We start from the raw sequence: 20,278 nt of genomic DNA, 5'->3' as shown, positions 1-20,278 counted from the left end.
ACGCGCGGGGGGCGGGGGGCGGCCACCTCCACCATTGAAACCCGCCGTCCCGCTCACCATCTTCTGAGTCATCCGGTGGGCCGCGCCAGGTCTCGGGCGGTCTTCCGGAGAGTCGCTTACAGCGAGGACTCTGAAATGACCCGGTCGATCGTCTTCGACTCACCTTTCCTGCTCGGCTTCGAGCACACGCGCAGCCTCATCGAGCGTGCCGCCAAGGCCGCCGCCGAGAGCTATCCGCCGTACAATGTGGAAGACCGCGGCGACGGCGGCCTGCGGATCACGCTCGCGGTGGCGGGGTTCACCCCCGACACCCTGCAGGTGACCATGGAGGACCGCCAGCTGGTGGTGGCCGGCAAGCGCGAGGACGCGGGCAAGGCCGAGGACGCCTATCTTCACCGCGGCATCGCCGCCCGGGGCTTCATCCGAAGCTTCGTCCTGGCCGATGGCGTGGAGGTGGAGAAGGCCCTGCTCGAACATGGCCTGCTGCACATCGACCTCGCCCGCCCCGAGCCCGACAAGCTCATCAAGCGGATCCCGATCCAGACGGCCGGCTGAACCCAGCGGTCCTAGTACGCGTTGCCCTTACAAGGAGGTGGTCTGATGACGCCTAACACGATGATAGATCTCACGACGGAAGCCTTCGCCGCCCTCGGCGCCCCCGATCTCGTCTATGTCCGGCCCATCAAGGCCTCCGAGATCCTCGCCTCGACCCCGGCGGCCCAGATCGAGGGCTTCAAGCTCGATCCCGAACAGACCCTCTATGCGGTCCACCGCGCCGACGGCGAACGCCTGGCCGTGATGACCGACAAGGACTCCGCCGTCGCCGCCGCCCTGGCCCACGAACTGGCCCCCGTCTCGGTGCACTGAGGATCAACGCGCCCTCCCTTTCGGGGGAGGGACAGATCGCGAAGCGATCAGGGCGGGGGAGTCTGGGCGCATCCAGTCCCCCTCCCCTCGTCATCCTCGGGCTTGTCCCGAGGATCCATAGACTCCGTGGCGGCCGCTCAGCGCATCGCGCCGCCGTCGCACCCTTTCCTGAACCGCTCAGATCATGGATCCTCGGGACAAGCCCGAGGATGACGATGAGGGTGGGAAGTGAGCGCGAGGAACGCCGTCTACATCATGGCCAGCGGCAGGCACGGCACCCTCTATGTCGGTGTGACAAGCGACCTGATCCTGCGGGTCAGTCAGCATCGCGAAGGGACCAAGGGCGGCTTCACCTCACGCTATGGCGTCAAACGGCTCGTCTGGTTCGAACGTCATGATGGCATTGTCGACGCGATCCAGCGGGAAAAGTCTCTGAAGCGGTACAATCGCGCCTGGAAGATCAACCTGATCGAACAGGACAATCCAAACTGGGACGACCTCTATGAAGGCCTGTTTGCGGAGCCGCCAGGCCCCCTGTCCCATCTCAATCCGGGCTTGACGCAGACGGGGGTGCCTTCAATCCAACCTATAGTTCGTCATCCTCGGGCTCGTCCCGAGGATCCATAGACTCCGCGGCGGCCGCAGGACGCTGGCGGCCCCGCCTCGCCCTCTTCGGAAGCTCGGAGATCATGGATCCTCGGGACAAGCCCGAGGATGACGGTTGTGGGGTGGGAGGCGGAAGGCGAGGCGAACTCAGGCCGCGCTCGACCGCGCTTCCTGCACCAGGAGCGCATGGATCGCGTCGGGCGTCCGGGCCTGGCGCAGCTGTTCGCGCAGGTCGGCCTGCCGCAGCAGGCGCGAGACCCGGGCCAGGGTCCGCAGGTGTTCGGTCGAGGCGTTGGGCGGGGCGAAGAGGGCGAAGATCAGGTCCACCGGCTGGTCGTCGATGGAATCGAAGTCCACCGGATGGTCCAGGCGCACGAACACCCCGCGCATCCGCTGCAGGCCCTCGAGCCGGGCGTGCGGCACGGCGACGCCGGAGCCGACGCCGGTGGAGCCGGCCTGCTCGCGCTCGGCCAAGGCGTCCAGCACCACCCCGGCGTCCAGGCCGAACTGGCGCGCGGCCACCTCGGACACCACCGCCAGGACCTGGCGCTTGTTGGGGGCGCTGACACGCGGCGCGATGGCCGCGCGTTCCAGAATCTCACCGATCAACATCGTTCGTGACGCCCAAAACAAACAGAAACCGGCCCGTGGGAAGACCAGATCGCCACGGGCCGGGCCGGAACGTCACGCCGTGACGTGGGTTCCGTTCAGTCCGTTCCCGTTCAGCGATTTGGTGCGTTCGGGGTCGATCCAGCCGATATTCCCGTCGGGTCGGCGGTACACCACGGACAATCCACCGTGAGCGGCGTTCCTAAAGACGATTGTTTGAGATTCCGTCAAGTCCAGCTCCATGACCGCCATGGAAACGGTCATGGTCCGAAGGTCCTTTTCCGTTTCGGCGATGACCATCGCGGCGGGCAGGGCATGGGGACCGTGCGACGTTTCGCCCTCGTCGCCGACGTCCCAGGCCTCGTCCTCCTCGCCCTCGGGGGCGCGGATCACGAAATAGGCGGCGGTTTCGGCGGCCTTGGCGTTGGCCGCGGTGGAATGACTTTTCAGCCTTCGCTTGTAACGTCGGACTCGCGTCTCGATCTTGGACAGCGCCTGGTCGAAGGCGCCGTGGGCGTCGGAGCCCAGACCGTGACTCTGCAGCGCCTGGCCTGTGGCCAGCTTGACTGCGCAGTCGACTCTGAAGGAATGGCCCTCTCGGCTGACGACCACGTCCGCGGCGCCGCCGCGTTCGAAGTACTTGCCGATAGAACCGGTGATTTCGTCGGTGACCCGCTCACGCAGGGCCTCCCCAACGGCGACATGCTTGCCGGAAACCGAGACTTGCATGAGCTCACAACGCGCCTGACCGCCGATGGTGTCAAGCGCCTCCGAACCACCCCACGAGATGGTGTACGGCGCCCATCACGACCCCGGCGCTGAGGAACAGCAGGCCCCCCGAAATGGCCGCCAGCACGTAGCCGGCCAGGGCCAGCAGGCCGTCCCTCTGCACCATGGAAAAGCCCAGGACGGCGATGGTCAGGGCCGGCAGGACGTTGCCCAGGGGGATGGGCAGGATCAGCACGAAGGACAGCAGGGTGCAGACCAGGCCGATCAGCCGGTCCCCCACCGGGCCGAACATGAAGATCAGCCGCGGCCGCGAGACGCGCTCGATCCGCTCCAGCCAGGGCAGCAGCTTCTCGAAGCCCCGGGCCAGGTCGGCCCGGCTCATCTTGCGGTCGTCGATGAAGGCCGGCAGCCACAGGGTCTGGAAGCCGATCACCATCTGCGGCGAGATCAGCAGCAGGGGCGCCCCCAGGACGGTGGTGGAGCCCGGCGGCAGGGGCAGCAGGTTGGGTAGGGCCAGGACGAACATCAGGGCGCCGAAGGCCCGGCGCCCGAAGGTGTCGATGATCTCGCCCAGGGTCACGGTCTCGGCCGATTGCCGGCCGAGCGCGCGGATATGGGCCGAGAGGCTCAGGTGCTCGGGGGACTCTCGGTCAGGCATGCGGTCTCATATCGTCGGGCGCAGGCCCTGTCGCCAGCACAACGCTTCGCGAGCGAAAACGGCGGCCGTGGCTTTACAGGGGCGCGGACTTTCGGCTAGGAGGCGCGCCATGCGGATCGCCGTCATTAAACGCGCCATTAAAACCACCAGGCTCTCGGGGCCTGGGGGTTCGCGCGCGCACGCCGCGTAGCCACCCCCAGCACCCCGCCGGAAGGTCGGGTGCTTGAAGGTCCACGAGACTTGAGACAGCCCCGCCCTCCGGCCCTCGAACCGGAGAACGACCCATGTCTGTCCAAGCCGAACTTGAGAATCCCCCCCGCCAGCGCCTGTTCACTGTCGCCGTCGTCGGGGCCACCGGCGCCGTGGGCGCCGAGCTGATCGGCTGCCTGGAGCGCCGCGACTTCCCGGTCGCCAGCCTGAGGCTGCTGGCCTCGCCGCGCTCGGCGGGCAAGACCCTGATGTTCAAGGGCCAGCCGGTGACCGTCGAGGCCCTGACGCCGGAGGCCTTCGAGGGCGTCGACATCGCCCTGTTCTCGGCCGGGGCGTCGATCAGCCGTGAGTTCGCCCCCATCGCCGCGGCCCGAGGGGCCCTGGTGGTGGACAATTCCTCGGCCTTCCGCATGGACGCCGACACCCCCCTGGTGGTGCCGGAGGTCAATGGCGGCCTGCTGGAGGCCCGCCCGGCCATCGTGGCCAATCCCAACTGCGTGGCCGCCATCGCGGTGATGGCCCTGGCGCCCCTGCACGCCCGCAACCCCATCGTCCGGGTGATCGGCTCGACCTACCAGTCGGCCTCGGGCGCCGGCGCGGCGGCCATGGAGGAGCTGGAGCTTTCCACCGCCGCCTATCTGGCGGGCGAGGCCTTCGCCCCCAAGGTCCTGCCGCACCCCTACGCCTTCAATGTCTTCAGCCACAACACCGCCATCGATCCCCTCACCGGGTACAATGGCGAGGAGAGCAAGGTCATGGCCGAGATCCGCAAGATCCTGGCCGCCCCGGACATGCGGGTGTCCTTCACCTGCGTGCGCGTGCCGGTGCTGCGGGCCCACTCCATGGCGCTCACGGTGGAGTTCGACGGTCACATGTCGGTCAGCGTGGCGGAATCCCTCCTGGCCAAGGCGCCGGGGGTCCGCATCGTGAACGACAGTGAAAACAACCACTTCCCCATGCCCGTCGAGGCCTCGGGCCAGGACGACGTGCTGGTCGGTCGGCTACGTGTCGACGCCAGCGATCCGTCGGGCCGCACACTCACCCTTTTCCTGGCCGGGGATCAGCTCTTGAAGGGCGCCGCCTTGAACGCCGTCCAGATCGCCGAGCAATATGCCGCCTGATCCCTCCGTGGAGACCGACATGTACGAGCTGCACTATTCACCGGGCACGGCCAGCCTGCTGCCCCACATGATGCTCCGTGAGCTGGGGGTCCCCTTCCAGCTGCGGACGGTGGACCGGGAGGCCGGGGAGCAGGCCGGCCCGGCCTACCGGAAGCTCAACCCCAATGGACGCATCCCGGTCCTGGTGGCGGACGGCCGGGCCCTCTACGAGACCGCCGCCATCGCCCTCCACCTGGCCGACCGCCATCCGGGCCTGGCCCCGGCGCTGGGGGACCCCGACCGGGGCGACTACTACAAGTGGATGGTCCACCTGGCAAACACCACCCAGGCCGAGTTCCGGGCCTGGTTCTATCCCCATGAGTACATTGACGATCCGGCCCACGAGGCCTCCGCCAAGGCCGCGGCCGGCAAGCGCCTGGCGGCCAACTTCCAGACCATCGCCGGCCAGCTCGAGGGCCGCGACTGGCTGCTGCCCTCGGGCTTCTCGGCCGCCGACCTCTACCTGCTGATGATGGTCCGCTGGGGCCGCACCCTGCCCCATCCGGCCCGGGAGATCCCGGTCCTGGGGGCCCACGCCGCCCGCGTCCTCGCCAGGCCCGCGGTCCAGGAAACCCTTGCCGTGGAAGGGCTTGCGGCGCCCTTCGTCTAGCAGGCGGCCTTCAGCACCCGGCGGCGTTCCACCGAGGACGGGATGCGCATGGCCTCCCGGTACTTGGCCACCGTGCGGCGGGCGATGTCGACCCCGGTCTCCTTGAGGATCTCCACGATCCGGTCGTCGGAATGGACCTCGGCCTCGTTCCGCTCGGTCTCGATCAACTGCTTGATCCGGTGGCGCACGCTCTCCGAGGAGTGGGCCTCGCCGCCGCCGGAATTGGCGATGCCGGAGGTGAAGAAGAACTTCAGCTCGAACATGCCGCGCGGGGTGGCGATGTACTTGTTGGAGGTCACCCGGCTGACCGTGGACTCGTGCATGCCGATGGCGTCGGCCACGGTCTTCAGGTTCAGCGGCCGCAGGTGTTCCACGCCGTAGGCCAGGAAGCCGTCCTGCTGGCGCACGATCTCGCTGGCGACCTTCAGGATGGTCTTGGCCCGCTGGTCGAGGCTCTTCACCAGCCAGTTGGCGCTGGCCATGCAGTCGGCGACGAAGACCTTCTCCTGGTCGGTCCGCGCCCCGGCGGAGACCCGGGCGTGGTAGCGCTGGTCCACCAGCAGGCGGGGCAGGGTGTCGGAGTTCAGCTCCACGTGCCACAGCCCCCCCAGGCCCTCGCGGACGAAGACGTCGGGGGCCACGGGCTGGCTGGGCTCGCCGCCGAAGGCCGCGCCCGGGCGGGGCGTCAGGGACTTCAGCTCGGCGATCATGTCCTTGAGGTCCTCGTCGTCCACGCCGCAGGCCTTGCGCAGGGCGCCAAGGTCGCGGCGGGCCAGGAGGTCCAGGTTGTCCAGCAGGGCCATCATGGCCGGGTCGCAGCGGTCGCGCTCCTTGAGCTGCAGCATCAGGCACTCGCGCACGTCGCGGGCGAAGACCCCGATGGGCTCGAAGCGCTGCAGCATGCGCAGCACGTCCTCCAGGAAGGTCGGGTCGCAGCCCAGCCGCTCGGCGGTCTCGGCCATGTCGACCCGCAGGTAGCCGCCCTCGTCGACGCCATCGACCAGCACGCTGGCGGCGGCGTACTCGATGCCGGAGAAGCCCGAGACCGCCAGCTGGTCGTGGAGGTGCTCGGCCAGGGTCTTCTCGCGGGTCAGGCGCTGCTCGAAGTCGTCGGTGTCCTCGAAGGAGCCGCCCTTGCCGGCGCGGGACCAGTCGATGGCGCCCCCGGCCTCGCCGGCGCCGTCGGCGGCGTCCCCGGTGTTGCGCTCGCCCGGCGAGGCCTCGGCCTCATGGCTGACGTCCATATGGGCCTCGGCCGCGCCCTCCGGAATCTGGTCGGAGGCGAAGTCCTCGGCGTCGCGGGGGCCGGCCTCGACATCGGGTTCTGAGTCGCGTTCGTCGCGCTGGAGCAGCGGGTTCCGCTCCAGTTCGCCTTCCACATAGGCCTCCAACTCCATGTTGGAGAGCTGCAGCAGCTTGATGGCCTGCTGCAGCTGGGGGGTGATCACCAACCCCTGGCCTTGCCGCATCTCTAAACGCGCGCCGAGCGCCAAAATCGCCTCCTGGCCTGTTTCTTGCTGGACAGGCTAGGCGTGCATTCACGAGTGATTGGTTAACCGGCCTGCGACCTTTTGGTTAACCATGATCTTTTCCCGTTATTTGGGCGCCGTCGGCCGGTAGCGCTCGAACCAGGCCAGGATGGTCGCGGCCTTGGAGGCCGCCTGGGACGGCCGTGACGCGATCCCGCCATGCGAGGCGCCGGGCACCTTCACCAGGGCCGTGGGCACGCCGCGCAGCTGCAGGGCCTGGTAGTACTGCTCGGCCTCGCTGTCGGGGGTGCGCAGGTCCTTCTCCCCCACCACCACGAGAGTCGGCGTGGTGACATTGCCCACCAGGGAGAGCGGCGAGCGGGCCCAGTAGCCCTGGGGATCCTCCCACGGCATCTTGCCGAACCAGTACTTGGCCATGCTGTTGTACCCGTCGGTGGTCAGCACCTCGCTGGTCCAGTTGATCACCGGCTTCTGGGTGGCCGCGGCGGCGAACCGGCCGGTCTTGCCGACGATCCAGGCGGTCAGGGCCCCACCGCCGGAGCCGCCGGTGACGAACAGCTGCTTGTCGTCGACGAACCCCCTGGCGATGGCGGCGTCCACCACGCTCATCAGGTCGTCATAGTCGTGGCTGGGATAGTTGCGGTCGATCTCGTTGGCGAAGGCCTCGCCATACGAGGTCGAGCCCCGGGGGTTCGAATAGACCACCACATAGCCCGCCGCCGCATAGAGCTGGTCGTCGGTGGAGAAGACCGGGCCATAGGCCGAGAAGGGCCCGCCGTGGATCTCCAGGATCAGGGGATATTTCTTGACTGGGTCGAAATTGGGCGGGGTGACGATCCAGGCGCCGATGGGCTTGCCGTCATAGGAGGAGGTGACCGGCAGGGCCTCCACCTTGCCCAGGGTCTTACCCGCCAGCAGGTCGGTGTTCAGGGCCGTCAGCCGCTTGGCCGGGCCGCCCTTGCGGGCCACGGCGATGTCGGAGGGCCGCAGGGGCGTGCCCTGCGTGAACGCCACCATGCCGTTGTCGGCCACCGAGAAGTCGCCGCCGGTATAGGGCCGGTCCAGCCCCGAACCGGTCAGGCCGGCAGCCACGGTCTCGACCTTGCCGTCGAGGCCGACCCGGGCGACCTTGGTCTCGCCCTTGTCGTCATAGCTGACATAGAGGCCGCGGCCGTCGGCGGACCAGCGGGGGGAGCCCACGGAGCGATCCAGGCCGGCGCTCAGCGCCCGGCTGTTCCCGCCGTCGCGATCCATCACGTAGAGCACCACGTTCTCGTAGCCGCGCTGGCGGGCGTCGTCGAAGCCGAGATAGGCGATCTGGCGGCCGTTGGGCGACACCACCGGATTGAGGTCGGGCCCCACCCGCTTGGTGAGCGGGGCGAGCGTCCCGTCGGCCAAGGTCAGCTGATAGACCTCGCTCTCCTGGGGGTCGCGCTCCCAGTTGGCGTTGCGGTTGGAGGCGAAGAGCAGGGCCTTGCCGTCGGGGGTGAAGGCCAGGGGCCCGACGGCGTCGAAGCGCCCGAAGGTGAGCTGGCGCGGCGCCCCGCTCTCGGCCGAGACCACGAACACCTGGGAGAAGCCGGGCTTCAGCTCGCCGGCCCCGTCGGCGCGCCAGGTGACCCGGTTCTCCACCGTCAGCGGATCGGCCCAGCTCGCGCCCTCCGGCTTGGCCATCGGGGTCCCCAGCCGGTGCCCCTCGTCGGGGGTCAGCATGGTGAAGGCCAGGCTCTTGCCGTCCGGCGACCAGGTGATGTCGCCGGGCGACTGGTTCAGGCTGGCGAGCCTGGCCGACCGGCCGGTGGCCATCCATCGCACATAGAGCTGCGCCCCGCCGGGGCCCGCCGCCACATAGGCCAGGCGCTGGCCGTCCGGCGACCATCGGGGCGAGAAGTTCGAGGCCTCGTCGGCCACCAGCGGGCCCTGGGCGCCGCTCTGCGGGTCCACCAGCCAGATCGAGCGCCGGGCCCGGTCGGTCATGATGTCGTTGGTCGCCCGCACATAGGCGATGGTCCCGCTGTCGGGGCGAATCTCGGGGTCGGAGGCGACCTCCAGCCCGAACAGGTCACGGCCGGTGAACAGTCGCTGCGGCCCCTCCAGCACCTGCCCCACCGCGGGAGCGGTCAAGAGGGCGCAGAGGGCCGTGGCCAGCAGGACAGAACGCATGAAAATCCCCACATCACAGGACGAGACGCAAACCTAGCGGCCCATTAGAGGCGGTCGGGGGATGGATTGTCCAGCTTGGGCCGGATCAGCCGAAGCGTTCGCCCAGATAGACGCGGCGGACCTCGGGATCGTCGACGATCTCGGCGGGGGTCCCCTCGAACAGCACCTCGCCGGCATGGATGATCGCGGCGCGGTCGATGATGTCCAGGGTCTCGCGGACATTGTGGTCGGTGATCAGGATGCCGATGCCGCGGCTCTTCAGGAAGGCGATCACCTCACGGATATCGGAGATGGCCAGGGGGTCGATGCCGGCGAAGGGCTCGTCCAGCAGCATGAAGGAGGGTTCGCTGGCCAGCGCCCGGGCGATCTCCACCCGGCGGCGCTCCCCGCCCGACAGAGAGATGGCCGGCGCCTTGCGCAGGTGCTCGATGTGCAGGTCGGTGAGCAGCTGGGTGACCGTGGTGCGGGCCTGGCCCATGTCCTTGGCCCGCAGCTCCACCACCGCCATGACGTTCTCCTCCACGGTCATCCCCCGGAAGATGGAGGTTTCCTGCGGCAGGTAGCCGACGCCCATGCGGGCGCGCTGGTACATGGGCTGGGCGGTGATGTTCTCGCCGTCGAGATAGATGGCGCCGTAGTCCACCGGGATCAGGCCGGTGATCATGTAGAAGCAGGTGGTCTTGCCGGCCCCGTTGGGGCCCAGCAGGCCGACGACCTCGCCACGACGCAGACGCAGGGTCACCCCCTTCACCACCGGGCGGCCACGGAAGGACTTGCCGATATTGTCGACCACCAGCCCTTCGCCGGCCAGACCGGGGAGCGCGACGAAGCTTTCGGACTTCACCCTGGCCCCTAGCGCCGCGCGGCGGGCTGTCCCGCCTGCTGCTTGGGATAGAGCACGGTGCGGACGCGGCCGGGCTTGTTGCGGCCCTTCACGCCGCTCTGCATCTGGGCGTCGCCGGTGGAGACCTTGATCACCAGCTTGGAGCCGCGCAGGACGTTCTGGGCCTGGGCGGCCACCACGTCGCCGGTGATGGTGATGGTGTCGGCCGCCGCGTCATAGACCGCCGCGTCGCCGCGGACCCGCTGCTGGGGGGTCACGTAATAGACCGAGCCCTTGGCCTCCATGCGGTCGAGCTGGTTGCCGCAGGAGGCGCCGGCCTGGCCGGTTCCGCCCGGCTTGGCCGAGGGATTGGGCTTGTAGAAGATCTTCAGCACGTCGGCCCGCAGGCGCACCGTGTCCTGCAGGGCCTCGGCCCCGCCGGAATAGGTGGCCAGGCACTGGGCGTTGACCACTTCCAGCTCGTCGGCGGTGATGTCCACCGGCGCGTCGGAGTTCTGCGCCAGTTGCGCCGCGGCCGGTCCAGCCACGAACAGCCCGCAGGCCAGTGCGCCCATCGCCCAATGCTTCATCGTCGCTAGCCTGATCATGCCCATGCCGTTCGAAAGTCTAGTGCGACTCGACGCGCGTGTGCACGCCGCCCTTGAACACCATGCGTTCGCCCTTGTCGTAAACGCCATAGGACTTCGCGATGATTTCTCCAAGCGCGCCGGCGCCCTGGATCTCGCCCGCGCCCTCCAGCTCGCCGGTCGCAGTGTTGAAGATGGAGGTGGCGGTGGAGAAATTCACGTCCCCGCCGTTCAATTTCACGCCACCCTCGAGATTCAGCACCCGCTTGTCCTCGCGATAGACCCCGGCCTTGGCCGAGATCCGGGTGGGGCGCGGCCCCTCCTCGTCGAGGATCAGCATGGGGGTGTCGAGCATGACCCGCTGATAGTCCTTGGGATCGCGCACCGCGACCTTGGCGGTGAGCACGAAGGCGCGGCCCTTGTCGTCGCGGCCAAGGAAGCGGGGATTGACCAGCTGGATGGGGGCGTCGGCGTCCTGGGGCTTGTCCTTGGACCCGGCCAGGGTGCTCTGGATCACGAAGCCGACCATGGACAGCAGGATCAGGCCGATGATCGCCGGCAGGATCACCCGCAGGCGCCGGATCAGCCGCGAGCGCTTGCGCCAGCGTTCGAAGTCGGCGCTGAGCTGGGGATAGGTTCCCTCGGCGAAGGCGGCGGTCACCGCGGCCTCACATATGGGCGAAGATGTCGACCTCTTCCCAGCCGGCCACGTCGAGCAGGGCGCGGTGAGGCAGGAAGTCGAAGCAGGCGCGCGCCAGGTGGTCGCGGCCCTCGCGCACCAGCATGGCGTCCAGCCGCGCGCGCAGGGCGTGCAGGTGCAGGACGTCGGAGGCGGCGTAGGCGATCTGGTCGTCGCTGAGCTTGGCGGCGCCCCAGTCGGAGCTCTGCTGGGCCTTGGACATGTCGATCCCGGCCAGTTCCTTGGAGACGTCCTTCAGGCCGTGGCGGTCGGTATAGGTCCGCGCCAGCTTCGAGGCGATCTTGGTGCAGTAGACCGGAGCCGTCACCACGCCGAGGTGCAGATAGAACATGGCGATGTCGAAGCGGCCGAAGTGGAAGATCTTGGTCACCGCCGGATCGGTCAGCAGGGCCTTGAGGTTCGGGGCGTCATAGGTCGACCGGTCGAGCTGGACGAGGTGGGCGTCGCCCTTGCCGTCGGAGATCTGCACCACGCAGAGCGGGTCGCGGCCGAGCCGCAGGCCCATGGTCTCGGAATCCACCGCGACCGAGGTCGCGCCGGCGAAGGCGCCCTTGGGTAAATCGCCGATGTGCAGATGATTCGCCAAGGTCGCCTCGCTCCGGCGCAAACTAGATCCTCTCCCATATAGGGAGAGGGATGGTGCCCAGGAAAGGACTCGAACCTTCACGGCCGTTAAGCCACTGGCACCTGAAGCCAGCGCGTCTACCAATTCCGCCACCTGGGCCCGATCCACCGGATCGCGCGAGGGGGGTTCCTTAGGGCGCCGCCCCGGCCCGGTCAACGCCCCGCTTCACCTTCCTATCAAGTCGCATTGCGGCGCGGGGTCGGTTCGTCTATCCGAAGCGCCTCAAGACCCACTCAAATCCAAGCGAACCCCATGCAGGATCTGGTCACCGTCTTCGGCGGTTCGGGCTTTCTCGGAGCCCAAGTCGTCCGCGCCCTCGCCAAGCAGGGCCTGCGGGTCCGGGTGGCCGTGCGCCAGCCGCACCTGGCCTACAAGATGCGGCTGCTGGGGGATGTCGGTCAGATCGAGGTGGTCCAGGCCAATATCCGCAACCAGGCCTCCATCCGCCGCGCCGTCGAGGGCGCCGAGGCGGTGGTGAACGCCGTGGGCATCCTCTACGAGACCGGCCGCCAGAAATTCCAGAGCGTGCACGGCATGGGCGGGCGCAACATCGCCACCGTGGCCAAGGCCGCCGGCGTGCGCCGGTTCGTGCAGATCTCGGCGATCGGCGCCGATCCCGACTCGCCCTCCAAGTACGCGCGCACCAAGGCCATGGGCGAGGCCGCGGTCCGCGAAGCCTTCCCCGACGCCGTGATCGTGCGCCCCTCGGTGGTGTTCGGCCCGGAGGATCACTTCTTCAACAAGTTCGGCGAGATGGCGGTGATCAGCCCCGCCCTGCCCCTGATCGGCGGCGGCGAAGGCAAGCTGCAGCCGGTGTTCGTCGGCGACGTCTCCAAGGCCGTCGCCCGCTGCGTGGTCGATCCCGACTGCGCCGGCCGGACCTACGAGCTGGGCGGCCCCGTCGCCTACAGCTTCCGCCAGCTCATGGAGATCGTCCTGGCCGAGACCGGCCGCAAGCGGATGCTGCTGCCCCTGCCCTTCCCGGTGGCGGCCCTGATCGGCAAGGTCTGCGAGATCCTGGCCCTGACCCCGATCGCCCCGCCGCTGACCGAGGACCAGGTCGAGCTGCTGAAGTCCGACAACGTGGTCTCCGGCGCCCTGCCCGGCCTCGCCGAGCTGGGGATCGAGCCCACCGCGGTCGAGGCGATCGTGCCGGCCTATCTCTACCGCTTCCGCAAGGGCGGCCAGTACGCCGACGAGACCGAGCGCCTCGCAGCCGCCTAGACCGTGGCTAGCGGCCCACCACGCCGAGCGCCACCAGACCGCCGACCCCCACCACGATCCGCCACCAGGCGAAGGGGGCGAAGCCGTGGCGGCCGACGAAGTTCACCAGGGTGCGGACGAAGATGAAGCCCACCACGAAGCTGACCGCGAAGCCGACGGCGATCAGTCCGGCCTGGTCGACATTAAGGGCGTCCTTGTTCTTGTAGAGATCGACGGCGAAGGCGCCGGCCATGGTGGGGATGGCCAGGAAGAAAGAGAACTCGGCCGCGGCCCGCTTCTCCACCCGCATCAGCATCGAGCCGACGATGGTGGCGCCCGAGCGCGAGACGCCGGGGATGAGGGCCAGGGTCTGGAAGAGACCCACCACCAGGGAGGTCTTCCAGGTCAGGGCCATGGCGTCGCCCTCCCGCGGCGCCGGGGACCAGCGATCCAGGGCCAGCAGCACCACCCCGCCGACGATCAGCGACCAGCAGATCAGGCGGGGGCTCTCGAACAGGATGGTCTTGATCACGTCGTGCAGGGCCAGGCCCGCGATGGCGCCCGGTATGAAGGCGATCAGCACCGAGATGGCGAAGGACCGGGCCTCGGCGCTGGTGGGCAGGCCGATCAGCACCTTCCAGAGCTTGCCGAAATAGAGGGCCACCACCGCCAGGATCGCGCCCAGCTGGATCAGGACCGTGAAGGTGTCCCAGAAGCCGTCGGGCAGACCCAGCAGGGTCTTGGTGAGCAGCAGGTGGCCGGTGGAGGACACCGGGATGAACTCGGTCACCCCTTCGACGATGCCGAGAATGACGGCGTAGATCCAGTCGGACATGGGCTGCTTTCAGGGCGCTTGAGGATATCGCCCCCAAGGAGGTGGAACAGGGTAAATTTGAGGTTCATCCCGTTTATGGACTATATACGCTCGGGATTTAAGTGGTTGGCGTGCCTGGTCAGTCTCTGAAGGCCGTATCGTCCTTAAATTAGACCATCATATTTCCGGCCCCTGAAAAGGCGCGTAAAAGCCCCCTGCCCGCGGATTGGGCGGAGGGACGGCCATGGCCGAGCGGATGCTGAAGTTCACGACGGTCGAGCGGGCCACGCCGCCCAAGCGGGCGGCGGGCGAGCGGGCCGGCGATTTCCATGAGATCTACGCCGACTTCATCGACGCCAAGGCGCGCGAGCAGGCCTCGCGCTGCTCTCAGTGCGGCATCCCCTTCTGTCAGACCCACTGCCCGCTGCACAACAACATCCCCGACTGGCTGCGGATGACGGCCGAGGGACGGCTGCAGGAGGCCTACGAGCTCTCCCAGGCCACCAATTCCATGCCCGAGATCTGCGGCCGCATCTGCCCGCAGGACCGCCTGTGCGAGGGCTCCTGCACCATCGAGCAGTCCGGCCACGGCACCGTCACCATCGGCGCCGTCGAGCGCTACCTCACCGACAAGGCCTGGGAGGAGGGCTGGGTCCAGCCCCTGGTCCCCGGCCGGCCCCGCAGCCAGTCGGTGGGGATCATCGGCGCGGGGCCCGCGGGCCTGGCCGCCGCCGAGCGCCTGGTGGAGATGGGCTACGCCGTCACCGTCTATGACCGCCACGACCGGGCCGGCGGCCTGCTGATCTACGGCATCCCCAGCTTCAAGCTGGAGAAGGACGTGGTGATGCGGCGCACCGAGCGGCTGGAAGCCGGCGGCGTGAGATTCGAGCTGAACTTCGAGGTGGGCCACGACGCCACCCTCGACGACCTTCGCGACCGGCATGACAGCGTGCTGATCGCCACCGGAGTCTATGCCGCCCGCGACCTGGTGGTCCCCGGCGCGGGTTCGGCCGGCGTCACCCCGGCCCTGGACTACCTGATCGCCTCCAACCGGGCGGGCCTGGGCGACGAGGTTCCGGAGTTCGTCTCCGGCGCCCTGCACGCGAGAGGCCGAGACGTTGTGGTGGTGGGTGGCGGCGACACCGCCATGGACTGCGTGCGCACCGCCGTGCGGCAGGGGGCGAAGTCGGTCACCTGCCTCTATCGCCGCGACCGGGCCAACATGCCGGGCTCGGCCCGCGAGGTGGCCCACGCCGAGGAGGAGGGCGTGGTGTTCGAATGGCTGGCCGCGCCGCGCGCCGTGCTGGGCAAGGCCGATCTCGCCGCCGGGGTGCGGTCCGCCCGTATGCGGCTGGGGGCGCCCGACGCCACGGGCCGCGCGGCGCCGGAAGAGATCGAGGGCGCCGACTTCGAGGCGCCCGCCGACCTGGTGATCAAGGCCCTCGGCTTCGATCCGGAGGACCTGCCCACCCTGTTCAAGGCGCCCGACCTGGCGGTGAGCCGCTGGGGCACGGTGAAGGCCGACTTCGGCAGCCTGATGACCAGCATCCCCGGCGTCTTCGCCGCCGGCGACATCGCCCGCGGCGCCTCCCTGGTGGTCTGGGCGATCAAGGATGGCCGCGACGCCGCCGACGCCATCCACCGCTACCTGACGGAACCCGCGCTCGTCGCGGCGGAGTGAAGACCATGAGCCAATATCCCGCTCATCCCGGCGAAGGCCGGGACCCAGGTGAAACCCACCAAGCGCCCCAGATGAATCTGGGTCCCGGCCTTCGCCGGGATGAGCGGTGGGGGGCCGCCGACACGGCCCGGTTCATTTCAAATCGCGCCAAGCTCATCGAAGGCCATGCCTATGATCCCGACAGTGAACGGGACGCCTGCGGGGTGGGTCTGGTCTGCGCCCTGGACGGGCAGCCGCGCCGCGAAGTGGTGGAGCTGGCGATCCGGGCGCTGAAGAGCGTCTGGCACCGGGGCGCCATCGACGCCGACGGCAAGACCGGCGACGGCGCCGGCGTGCTGGTCAGCGTGCCGCAGGACTTCTTCGCCGACCAGGTGAAGCGCACGGGCCACAAGCTGCGCCCCGGCCCCATCGCCGTGGGCCAGGTCTTCCTGCCGCGCAACGACCTCAACGCCCAGGAGGCGGCCCGCACCATCGTCGAGGCCGAGGCCCTGAGGTTCGGCTTCTACATCTACGGCTGGCGCCAGGTCCCGGTGGACACCAAGGTCATCGGCGAGAAGGCCAACGCCACCCGCCCCGAGATCGAGCAGATCATGCTGGCCGGCCCGGCCGGCCTGGAGGGCGAGGCCCTGGAGCGGGCCCTGTTCCTGTGCCGCAAGCGCATCGAGAAGCGCGTGGGCCAGGCCGGCATCCAGCAATTCTACCTGTGCTCGCTCTCGGCCCGGTCGCTGATCTACAAGGGCATGTTCCTGGCCGAGCACATCGACGCCTTCTATCCCGACCTGACCGACGAACGGTTCACGGCCGCGGTGGCGATCTTCCACCAGCGCTATTCCACCAACACCTTCCCGGAATGGCGGCTGGCCCAGCCCTTCCGGATGCTGGCGCACAACGGCGAGATCAACACCAAGAAGGGCAACCTGAACTGGATGAAGAGCCACGAGATCCGCATGGCCGCCGACGCCTTCGGCGACTTCGGGGACGACGTGAAGCCGGTGATCCAGGACGCCAGCGGCTCGGACTCCATGGCGCTGGACAACACCTTCGAGGTGCTGGTCCGGGCGGGCCGCGACGCCCCCATGGCCAAGGCCCTGCTGATCCCCGAGGCCTGGGCGCACAAGAGCGACGACCAGATCAGCCCGGCCCACAGGGCGCTCTACGCCTATTGCAACGCGGTGATGGAGCCCTGGGACGGCCCCGCCGCCATCTGCGCCACGGACGGCCGCTGGGTCGTGGCCGGCAAGGACCGCAACGGCCTGCGGCCCCTGCGGGTGACCTATACCGACGACGGCCTGCTGATCATGGGCTCGGAGGCCGGCATGTGCCGGGTCGACGAGGCGCGCATCGTGCGCAAGGCCCATATCCAGCCTGGCCGCATGGTGGCCGTCGACCTCGCCGAGGGCCGCCTCTACGAGGAGGACGAGATCATCGACCGCCTCGCCGCCCAGCACCCCTATGACCAGTGGCTGGGCAACATGGTGGACCTGGAGGCGCAGATCGCGCCGGGGCCCGAGCCCCGCGCCTATGGTCGGGAGGAGCTGACGCGGCGCCAGGCCGCCGCCGGCATGAGCCTGGAGGACCTGGAGCTGCTGCTGGCCCCGATGATCGAGGACGGCAAGGAGGCGGTGGGCTCCATGGGGGATGACGCGCCGCTGGCGGTGCTGAGCGACCAGTACCGACCGCTCAGCCACTTCTTCCGGCAGAACTTCAGCCAGGTGACCAACCCGCCGATCGACTCCCTGCGGGAGACGGGCGTCATGAGCCTGAAGACCCGGTTCAAGAACCTCGGCAACATCCTGGCCCAGGACGAGGCCCAGACCGACGTCTTCGTGCTGGAGAGCCCGGTGCTCACCACCGGCATGTACCAGCGGATCATGGGCTTCATCGGCGAGGGCTCCGTGGCCAGCGTCGACTGCACCATGCCGATCCCGGCCGACGAGGCCCGGCCCGGCGACGCCCTGCGGGCCAATCTCGACCGCATCCGCGCCGAGGCCGAGGACGCGGCCCTGCGCGGCTGCGCCACCATCGTGCTCACCGACGAGGCCTCTGGGCCAGGCCGCGTGGGCCTGCCGATGATCCTGGCCACGGGCGGGGTCCACTCCTGGCTGGTGGCCAAGGGGCTGCGGTCCTACGTCTCGATCATCGTGCGCTCGGCCGAGTGCCTGGACACCCACTATTTCGCGGTGCTGGTGGGCGTGGGGGCCACGGCGGTGAACGCCTATCTGGCCCAGGAGAGCTTCCAGGACCGGCTGGAGCGCGGCCTGGCCGGGGAGCTGACGCTCCGGGACGTCTGCCTGAACTTCAAGCACGCCATCGAGGGCGGCCTCCTGAAGATCATCGCCAAGATGGGGATCGCGGTGATCTCCTCCTATCGCGGCGGCTATAACTTCGAGGCCGTGGGCCTGTCCCGCGCCCTGGTGGCGGAATTCTTCCCCGGCATGCCTTCGCGTATCTCGGGCATCGGCCTCGCCGGCCTGGAGGCCAAGGCCGTCGAGGTGCATCGCCGGGCCTGGGATCCGGGGGCCGTCAGCCTGCCGGTGGGCGGCCTCTACAAGGCCCGCGCCAGCGGCGAGAGCCACGCTTTCGAGGCGCGGATGATCCACACCCTGCAGCGGGCCTGCGACAGCGGCGACTACGCCGCCTACCAGGCCTTCTCCGCGGGGATGCGCCGCCAGCCCACCATCCAGCTGCGCGACCTGCTGGACTGGCGCTCGCCAGAGCGCCCGGTGGCCCTGGACGAGGTCGAGAGCGTCAACGAGATCCGCAAGCGGTTCCTGACGCCGGGCATGAGCCTGGGGGCGCTGAGCCCCGAGGCGCACGGGGTGCTGAACATCGCCATGAACCGCATCGGGGCCAAGTCCGTCTCCGGCGAGGGGGGCGAGGATAGCGCCCGCTACAAGCCCCTGCCCAACGGCGACAACCCCAACTCGGCGGTCAAACAGATCGCCTCGGGGCGGTTCGGGGTGACGGCGGAATATCTCAACCAATGCCGCGAGATCGAGATCAAGGTCAGCCAGGGCGCCAAGCCCGGCGAGGGCGGGCAGCTGCCCGGATTCAAGGTCACCGAGCTGATCGCCCGTCTGCGGCACGCGACGCCCGGCGTGATGCTGATCTCACCCCCGCCGCACCACGACATCTATTCCATCGAGGACCTGGCCCAGCTCATCTATGACCTCAAGCAGATCAACCCGACGGCCAGGGTCTGCGTGAAGCTGGTGGCCATGACCGGCATCGGGGCGATCGCCGCCGGCGTGGCGAAAGCAAAAGCAGATGTGATCCTGATCTCCGGCAATGTCGGCGGCACCGGGGCCTCGCCCCAGACCTCCATCAAATACGCCGGCGGGCCCTGGGAGATGGGGCTCTCCGAGGCCAACCAGGTCCTGACCCTGAACAACCTGCGCCACTCGGTGCGCCTGCGCGCCGACGGCGGCATGCGCACCGGCCGCGACATCGTCATCGCCGCCATGCTGGGGGCCGAAGAATTCGGGATTGGAACCGCGAGCCTGATCGCCATGGGCTGCATCATGGTGCGCCAGTGCCATTCCAACACCTGCCCGGTGGGGGTCTGCACCCAGGACGAGGCCCTGCGCGAGAAGTTCTCCGGCAGCCCGGAGAAGGTGATCAACCTCTTCACCTTCATCGCCGAGGAGGTGCGCGAGATCCTGGCCTCCCTGGGCTTCCGTTCCCTCCAGGAGATCGTCGGCCGCACCGACCTGCTGGCCCAGGTCTCCCGCGGCGGCGAGCACCTGGACGACCTGGACCTGAACCCCCTGCTGGTGATGGCCGATCCGGGCTCGAACCCGCGCCATTGCGTCGTGGAGGGCCGCAACGAGGTGCCCGACACCCTGGACGCCCAGATTGTGCGCGACGCCGCCCCCCTGCTGGAGCGGGGCGAGAAGATGCAGCTCACCTACACGGTGCGGAATACGGCGCGGGCCATCGGATCGCGCACCTCCTCGCACATCGTGCGGAAGTTCGGGATGACCGGCCTGCCGGCCGGGCACCTGACCGTGCAGCTCAAGGGCTCGGCGGGCCAGAGCCTGGGAGCCTTCGCAGTCCAGGGCCTGCGCATCGAGCTGACCGGCGAGGCTAACGACTATGTCGGCAAGGGCCTGTCGGGGGCGACCATCGTCCTGCGCCCCTCACCGCACCTGGCGGCGCCGGAGGCCAACGCCATCCTGGGCAACACTGTCCTCTATGGCGCGACCGCGGGCCGGCTGTTCGCCGCGGGCCTGGCCGGGGAACGGTTCGGGGTGCGCAACTCCGGGGCCGTGACGGTCGTCGAGGGCTGCGGCGCCAACGGGCTGGAATACATGACCGGCGGGCGGGCGGTGATCCTGGGGCCGGTGGGCTTCAACTTCGCCGCCGGCATGACCGGGGGCATGGCCTATGTGCTGGACCTGCACGATCGCTTCCTGACCCACCTGAACACCGACAGCGTGGTGGTGCAGCGGATCGGGACCCGGGCCTGGGAGGCGGAGCTGAAGGGGCTGGTGGAGGAGCACGCGCGGGAGACCGGCTCGGTGTTCGCCGCGGGGATTCTCCGCGACTGGGACCGGCATCTCGGGAAGTTCTGGCAGGTGGTCCCCAAGGAGATGGTGCACCGCCTGGACAAGCCGCTCGCCGAGGAAGAGGCGGTGCATCACCGGGCGTAGGTGTCTGCCGCTGGGGGAAAGGCCAAAGGTCAGCACCCCCTCTCCCGCCTGCGGGAGAGGGTAGGGTGAGGGCACTTTCTGAACGTCCGTT

The 20,278-nt window shown here is 68.9% G+C and carries 18 protein-coding genes and 1 tRNA gene; 8 read left to right on the top strand and 11 right to left on the bottom strand.

Annotated elements, in window-relative coordinates; genetic code table 11:
• Positions 1-135 precede the first annotated feature (135 nt).
• From AC1RN5_RS17300 to AC1RN5_RS17290, 3 genes are all read left to right on the top strand, one after another.
• Entirely contained in the window at positions 136-555 is a 420-nt protein-coding gene (locus AC1RN5_RS17300) for an Hsp20 family protein (RefSeq protein WP_493042377.1), read from the top strand.
• Between the two features lie 45 nt (positions 556-600).
• Positions 601-867 (top strand): DUF1150 family protein, encoded by a 267-nt coding sequence (locus AC1RN5_RS17295; RefSeq protein WP_421933891.1) that lies wholly within the window; start codon positions 601-603, stop codon positions 865-867.
• Positions 868-1,095: 228 nt separating this feature from the next.
• Positions 1,096-1,494 carry a GIY-YIG nuclease family protein gene (locus AC1RN5_RS17290; protein ID WP_493042376.1) on the top strand — a complete coding sequence of 133 codons (399 nt, stop codon included), beginning with the start codon at positions 1,096-1,098 and terminating at the stop codon, positions 1,492-1,494.
• A gap of 126 nt (positions 1,495-1,620) precedes the next feature.
• On the opposite strand, the gene ptsN is transcribed toward AC1RN5_RS17290, so the two are convergent.
• The 3 genes from ptsN to AC1RN5_RS17275 all read right to left on the bottom strand — a co-directional run bounded on the left by ptsN (position 1,621) and on the right by AC1RN5_RS17275 (position 3,469).
• Complete coding sequence (gene ptsN, locus AC1RN5_RS17285; protein ID WP_421933890.1) at positions 1,621-2,085, bottom strand: PTS IIA-like nitrogen regulatory protein PtsN; 465 nt, start codon at positions 2,083-2,085, stop codon at positions 1,621-1,623.
• A 72-nt stretch (positions 2,086-2,157) separates the two neighbouring features.
• The gene (hpf, locus tag AC1RN5_RS17280) at positions 2,158-2,811 is read right to left on the bottom strand and encodes a ribosome hibernation-promoting factor, HPF/YfiA family (protein WP_493042375.1); all 654 of its coding nucleotides are present in this window, start codon (positions 2,809-2,811) and stop codon (positions 2,158-2,160) included.
• Between the two features lie 31 nt (positions 2,812-2,842).
• Positions 2,843-3,469, bottom strand: a complete 627-nt coding sequence (locus tag AC1RN5_RS17275) for an exopolysaccharide biosynthesis protein (protein ID WP_493042374.1) — start codon at positions 3,467-3,469, stop codon at positions 2,843-2,845.
• Between the two features lie 284 nt (positions 3,470-3,753).
• Between AC1RN5_RS17275 and AC1RN5_RS17270 the strand changes: the two genes are divergently transcribed.
• Positions 3,754-4,800 (top strand): aspartate-semialdehyde dehydrogenase, encoded by a 1,047-nt coding sequence (locus tag AC1RN5_RS17270; protein ID WP_493042373.1) that lies wholly within the window; start codon positions 3,754-3,756, stop codon positions 4,798-4,800.
• The gene (locus tag AC1RN5_RS17265) at positions 4,790-5,449 is read left to right on the top strand and encodes a glutathione S-transferase family protein (RefSeq protein ID WP_493042372.1); all 660 of its coding nucleotides are present in this window, start codon (positions 4,790-4,792) and stop codon (positions 5,447-5,449) included. The genes AC1RN5_RS17270 and AC1RN5_RS17265 overlap by 11 nt, the downstream gene beginning before the upstream one ends.
• Here the strand turns inward: AC1RN5_RS17265 and rpoN are convergent.
• The 7 genes from rpoN to AC1RN5_RS17230 all read right to left on the bottom strand — a co-directional run bounded on the left by rpoN (position 5,446) and on the right by AC1RN5_RS17230 (position 11,936).
• Positions 5,446-6,942, bottom strand: coding sequence for an RNA polymerase factor sigma-54 (gene rpoN / locus AC1RN5_RS17260; protein WP_493042371.1), 1,497 nt, complete (start codon positions 6,940-6,942; stop codon positions 5,446-5,448). The genes AC1RN5_RS17265 and rpoN overlap by 4 nt on opposite strands.
• A gap of 102 nt (positions 6,943-7,044) precedes the next feature.
• Positions 7,045-9,102 carry a prolyl oligopeptidase family serine peptidase gene (locus tag AC1RN5_RS17255; RefSeq protein WP_493042370.1) on the bottom strand — a complete coding sequence of 686 codons (2,058 nt, stop codon included), beginning with the start codon at positions 9,100-9,102 and terminating at the stop codon, positions 7,045-7,047.
• An 85-nt stretch (positions 9,103-9,187) separates the two neighbouring features.
• Positions 9,188-9,913, bottom strand: coding sequence for an LPS export ABC transporter ATP-binding protein (gene lptB / locus AC1RN5_RS17250; protein ID WP_493043007.1), 726 nt, complete (start codon positions 9,911-9,913; stop codon positions 9,188-9,190).
• A gap of 41 nt (positions 9,914-9,954) precedes the next feature.
• Positions 9,955-10,500, bottom strand: coding sequence for an LptA/OstA family protein (locus AC1RN5_RS17245; protein WP_493042369.1), 546 nt, complete (start codon positions 10,498-10,500; stop codon positions 9,955-9,957).
• Between the two features lie 52 nt (positions 10,501-10,552).
• Positions 10,553-11,173: an LPS export ABC transporter periplasmic protein LptC gene (gene lptC, locus AC1RN5_RS17240; RefSeq protein WP_493042368.1), complete on the bottom strand. Its 621-nt coding sequence runs from the start codon at positions 11,171-11,173 to the stop codon at positions 10,553-10,555.
• Between the two features lie 7 nt (positions 11,174-11,180).
• Complete coding sequence (locus AC1RN5_RS17235) at positions 11,181-11,798, bottom strand: ribonuclease D (protein WP_421933880.1); 618 nt, start codon at positions 11,796-11,798, stop codon at positions 11,181-11,183.
• Positions 11,799-11,849: 51 nt separating this feature from the next.
• Positions 11,850-11,936, bottom strand: a tRNA-Leu gene (locus AC1RN5_RS17230).
• A gap of 153 nt (positions 11,937-12,089) precedes the next feature.
• Here AC1RN5_RS17230 and AC1RN5_RS17225 point away from each other — a divergent pair.
• Entirely contained in the window at positions 12,090-13,061 is a 972-nt protein-coding gene (locus AC1RN5_RS17225) for a complex I NDUFA9 subunit family protein (RefSeq protein ID WP_493042367.1), read from the top strand.
• A gap of 7 nt (positions 13,062-13,068) precedes the next feature.
• On the opposite strand, the gene AC1RN5_RS17220 is transcribed toward AC1RN5_RS17225, so the two are convergent.
• Positions 13,069-13,875, bottom strand: coding sequence for an undecaprenyl-diphosphate phosphatase (locus tag AC1RN5_RS17220; RefSeq protein ID WP_493042366.1), 807 nt, complete (start codon positions 13,873-13,875; stop codon positions 13,069-13,071).
• 223 nt (positions 13,876-14,098) lie between these two features.
• On the opposite strand from AC1RN5_RS17220, the gene AC1RN5_RS17215 reads away from it, so the two are divergent.
• Positions 14,099-15,535, top strand: a complete 1,437-nt coding sequence (locus AC1RN5_RS17215; protein WP_493042365.1) for an NAD(P)-dependent oxidoreductase — start codon at positions 14,099-14,101, stop codon at positions 15,533-15,535.
• A 71-nt stretch (positions 15,536-15,606) separates the two neighbouring features.
• Entirely contained in the window at positions 15,607-20,187 is a 4,581-nt protein-coding gene (gene gltB, locus AC1RN5_RS17210) for a glutamate synthase large subunit (protein WP_493042364.1), read from the top strand.
• The last annotated feature ends 91 nt before the right edge of the window (positions 20,188-20,278 follow it).

It is taken from the genome of Phenylobacterium sp. GW821-FHT12F10, assembly GCF_058806695.1.
This window is presented reverse-complemented; position numbering and strand designations above follow the sequence as displayed.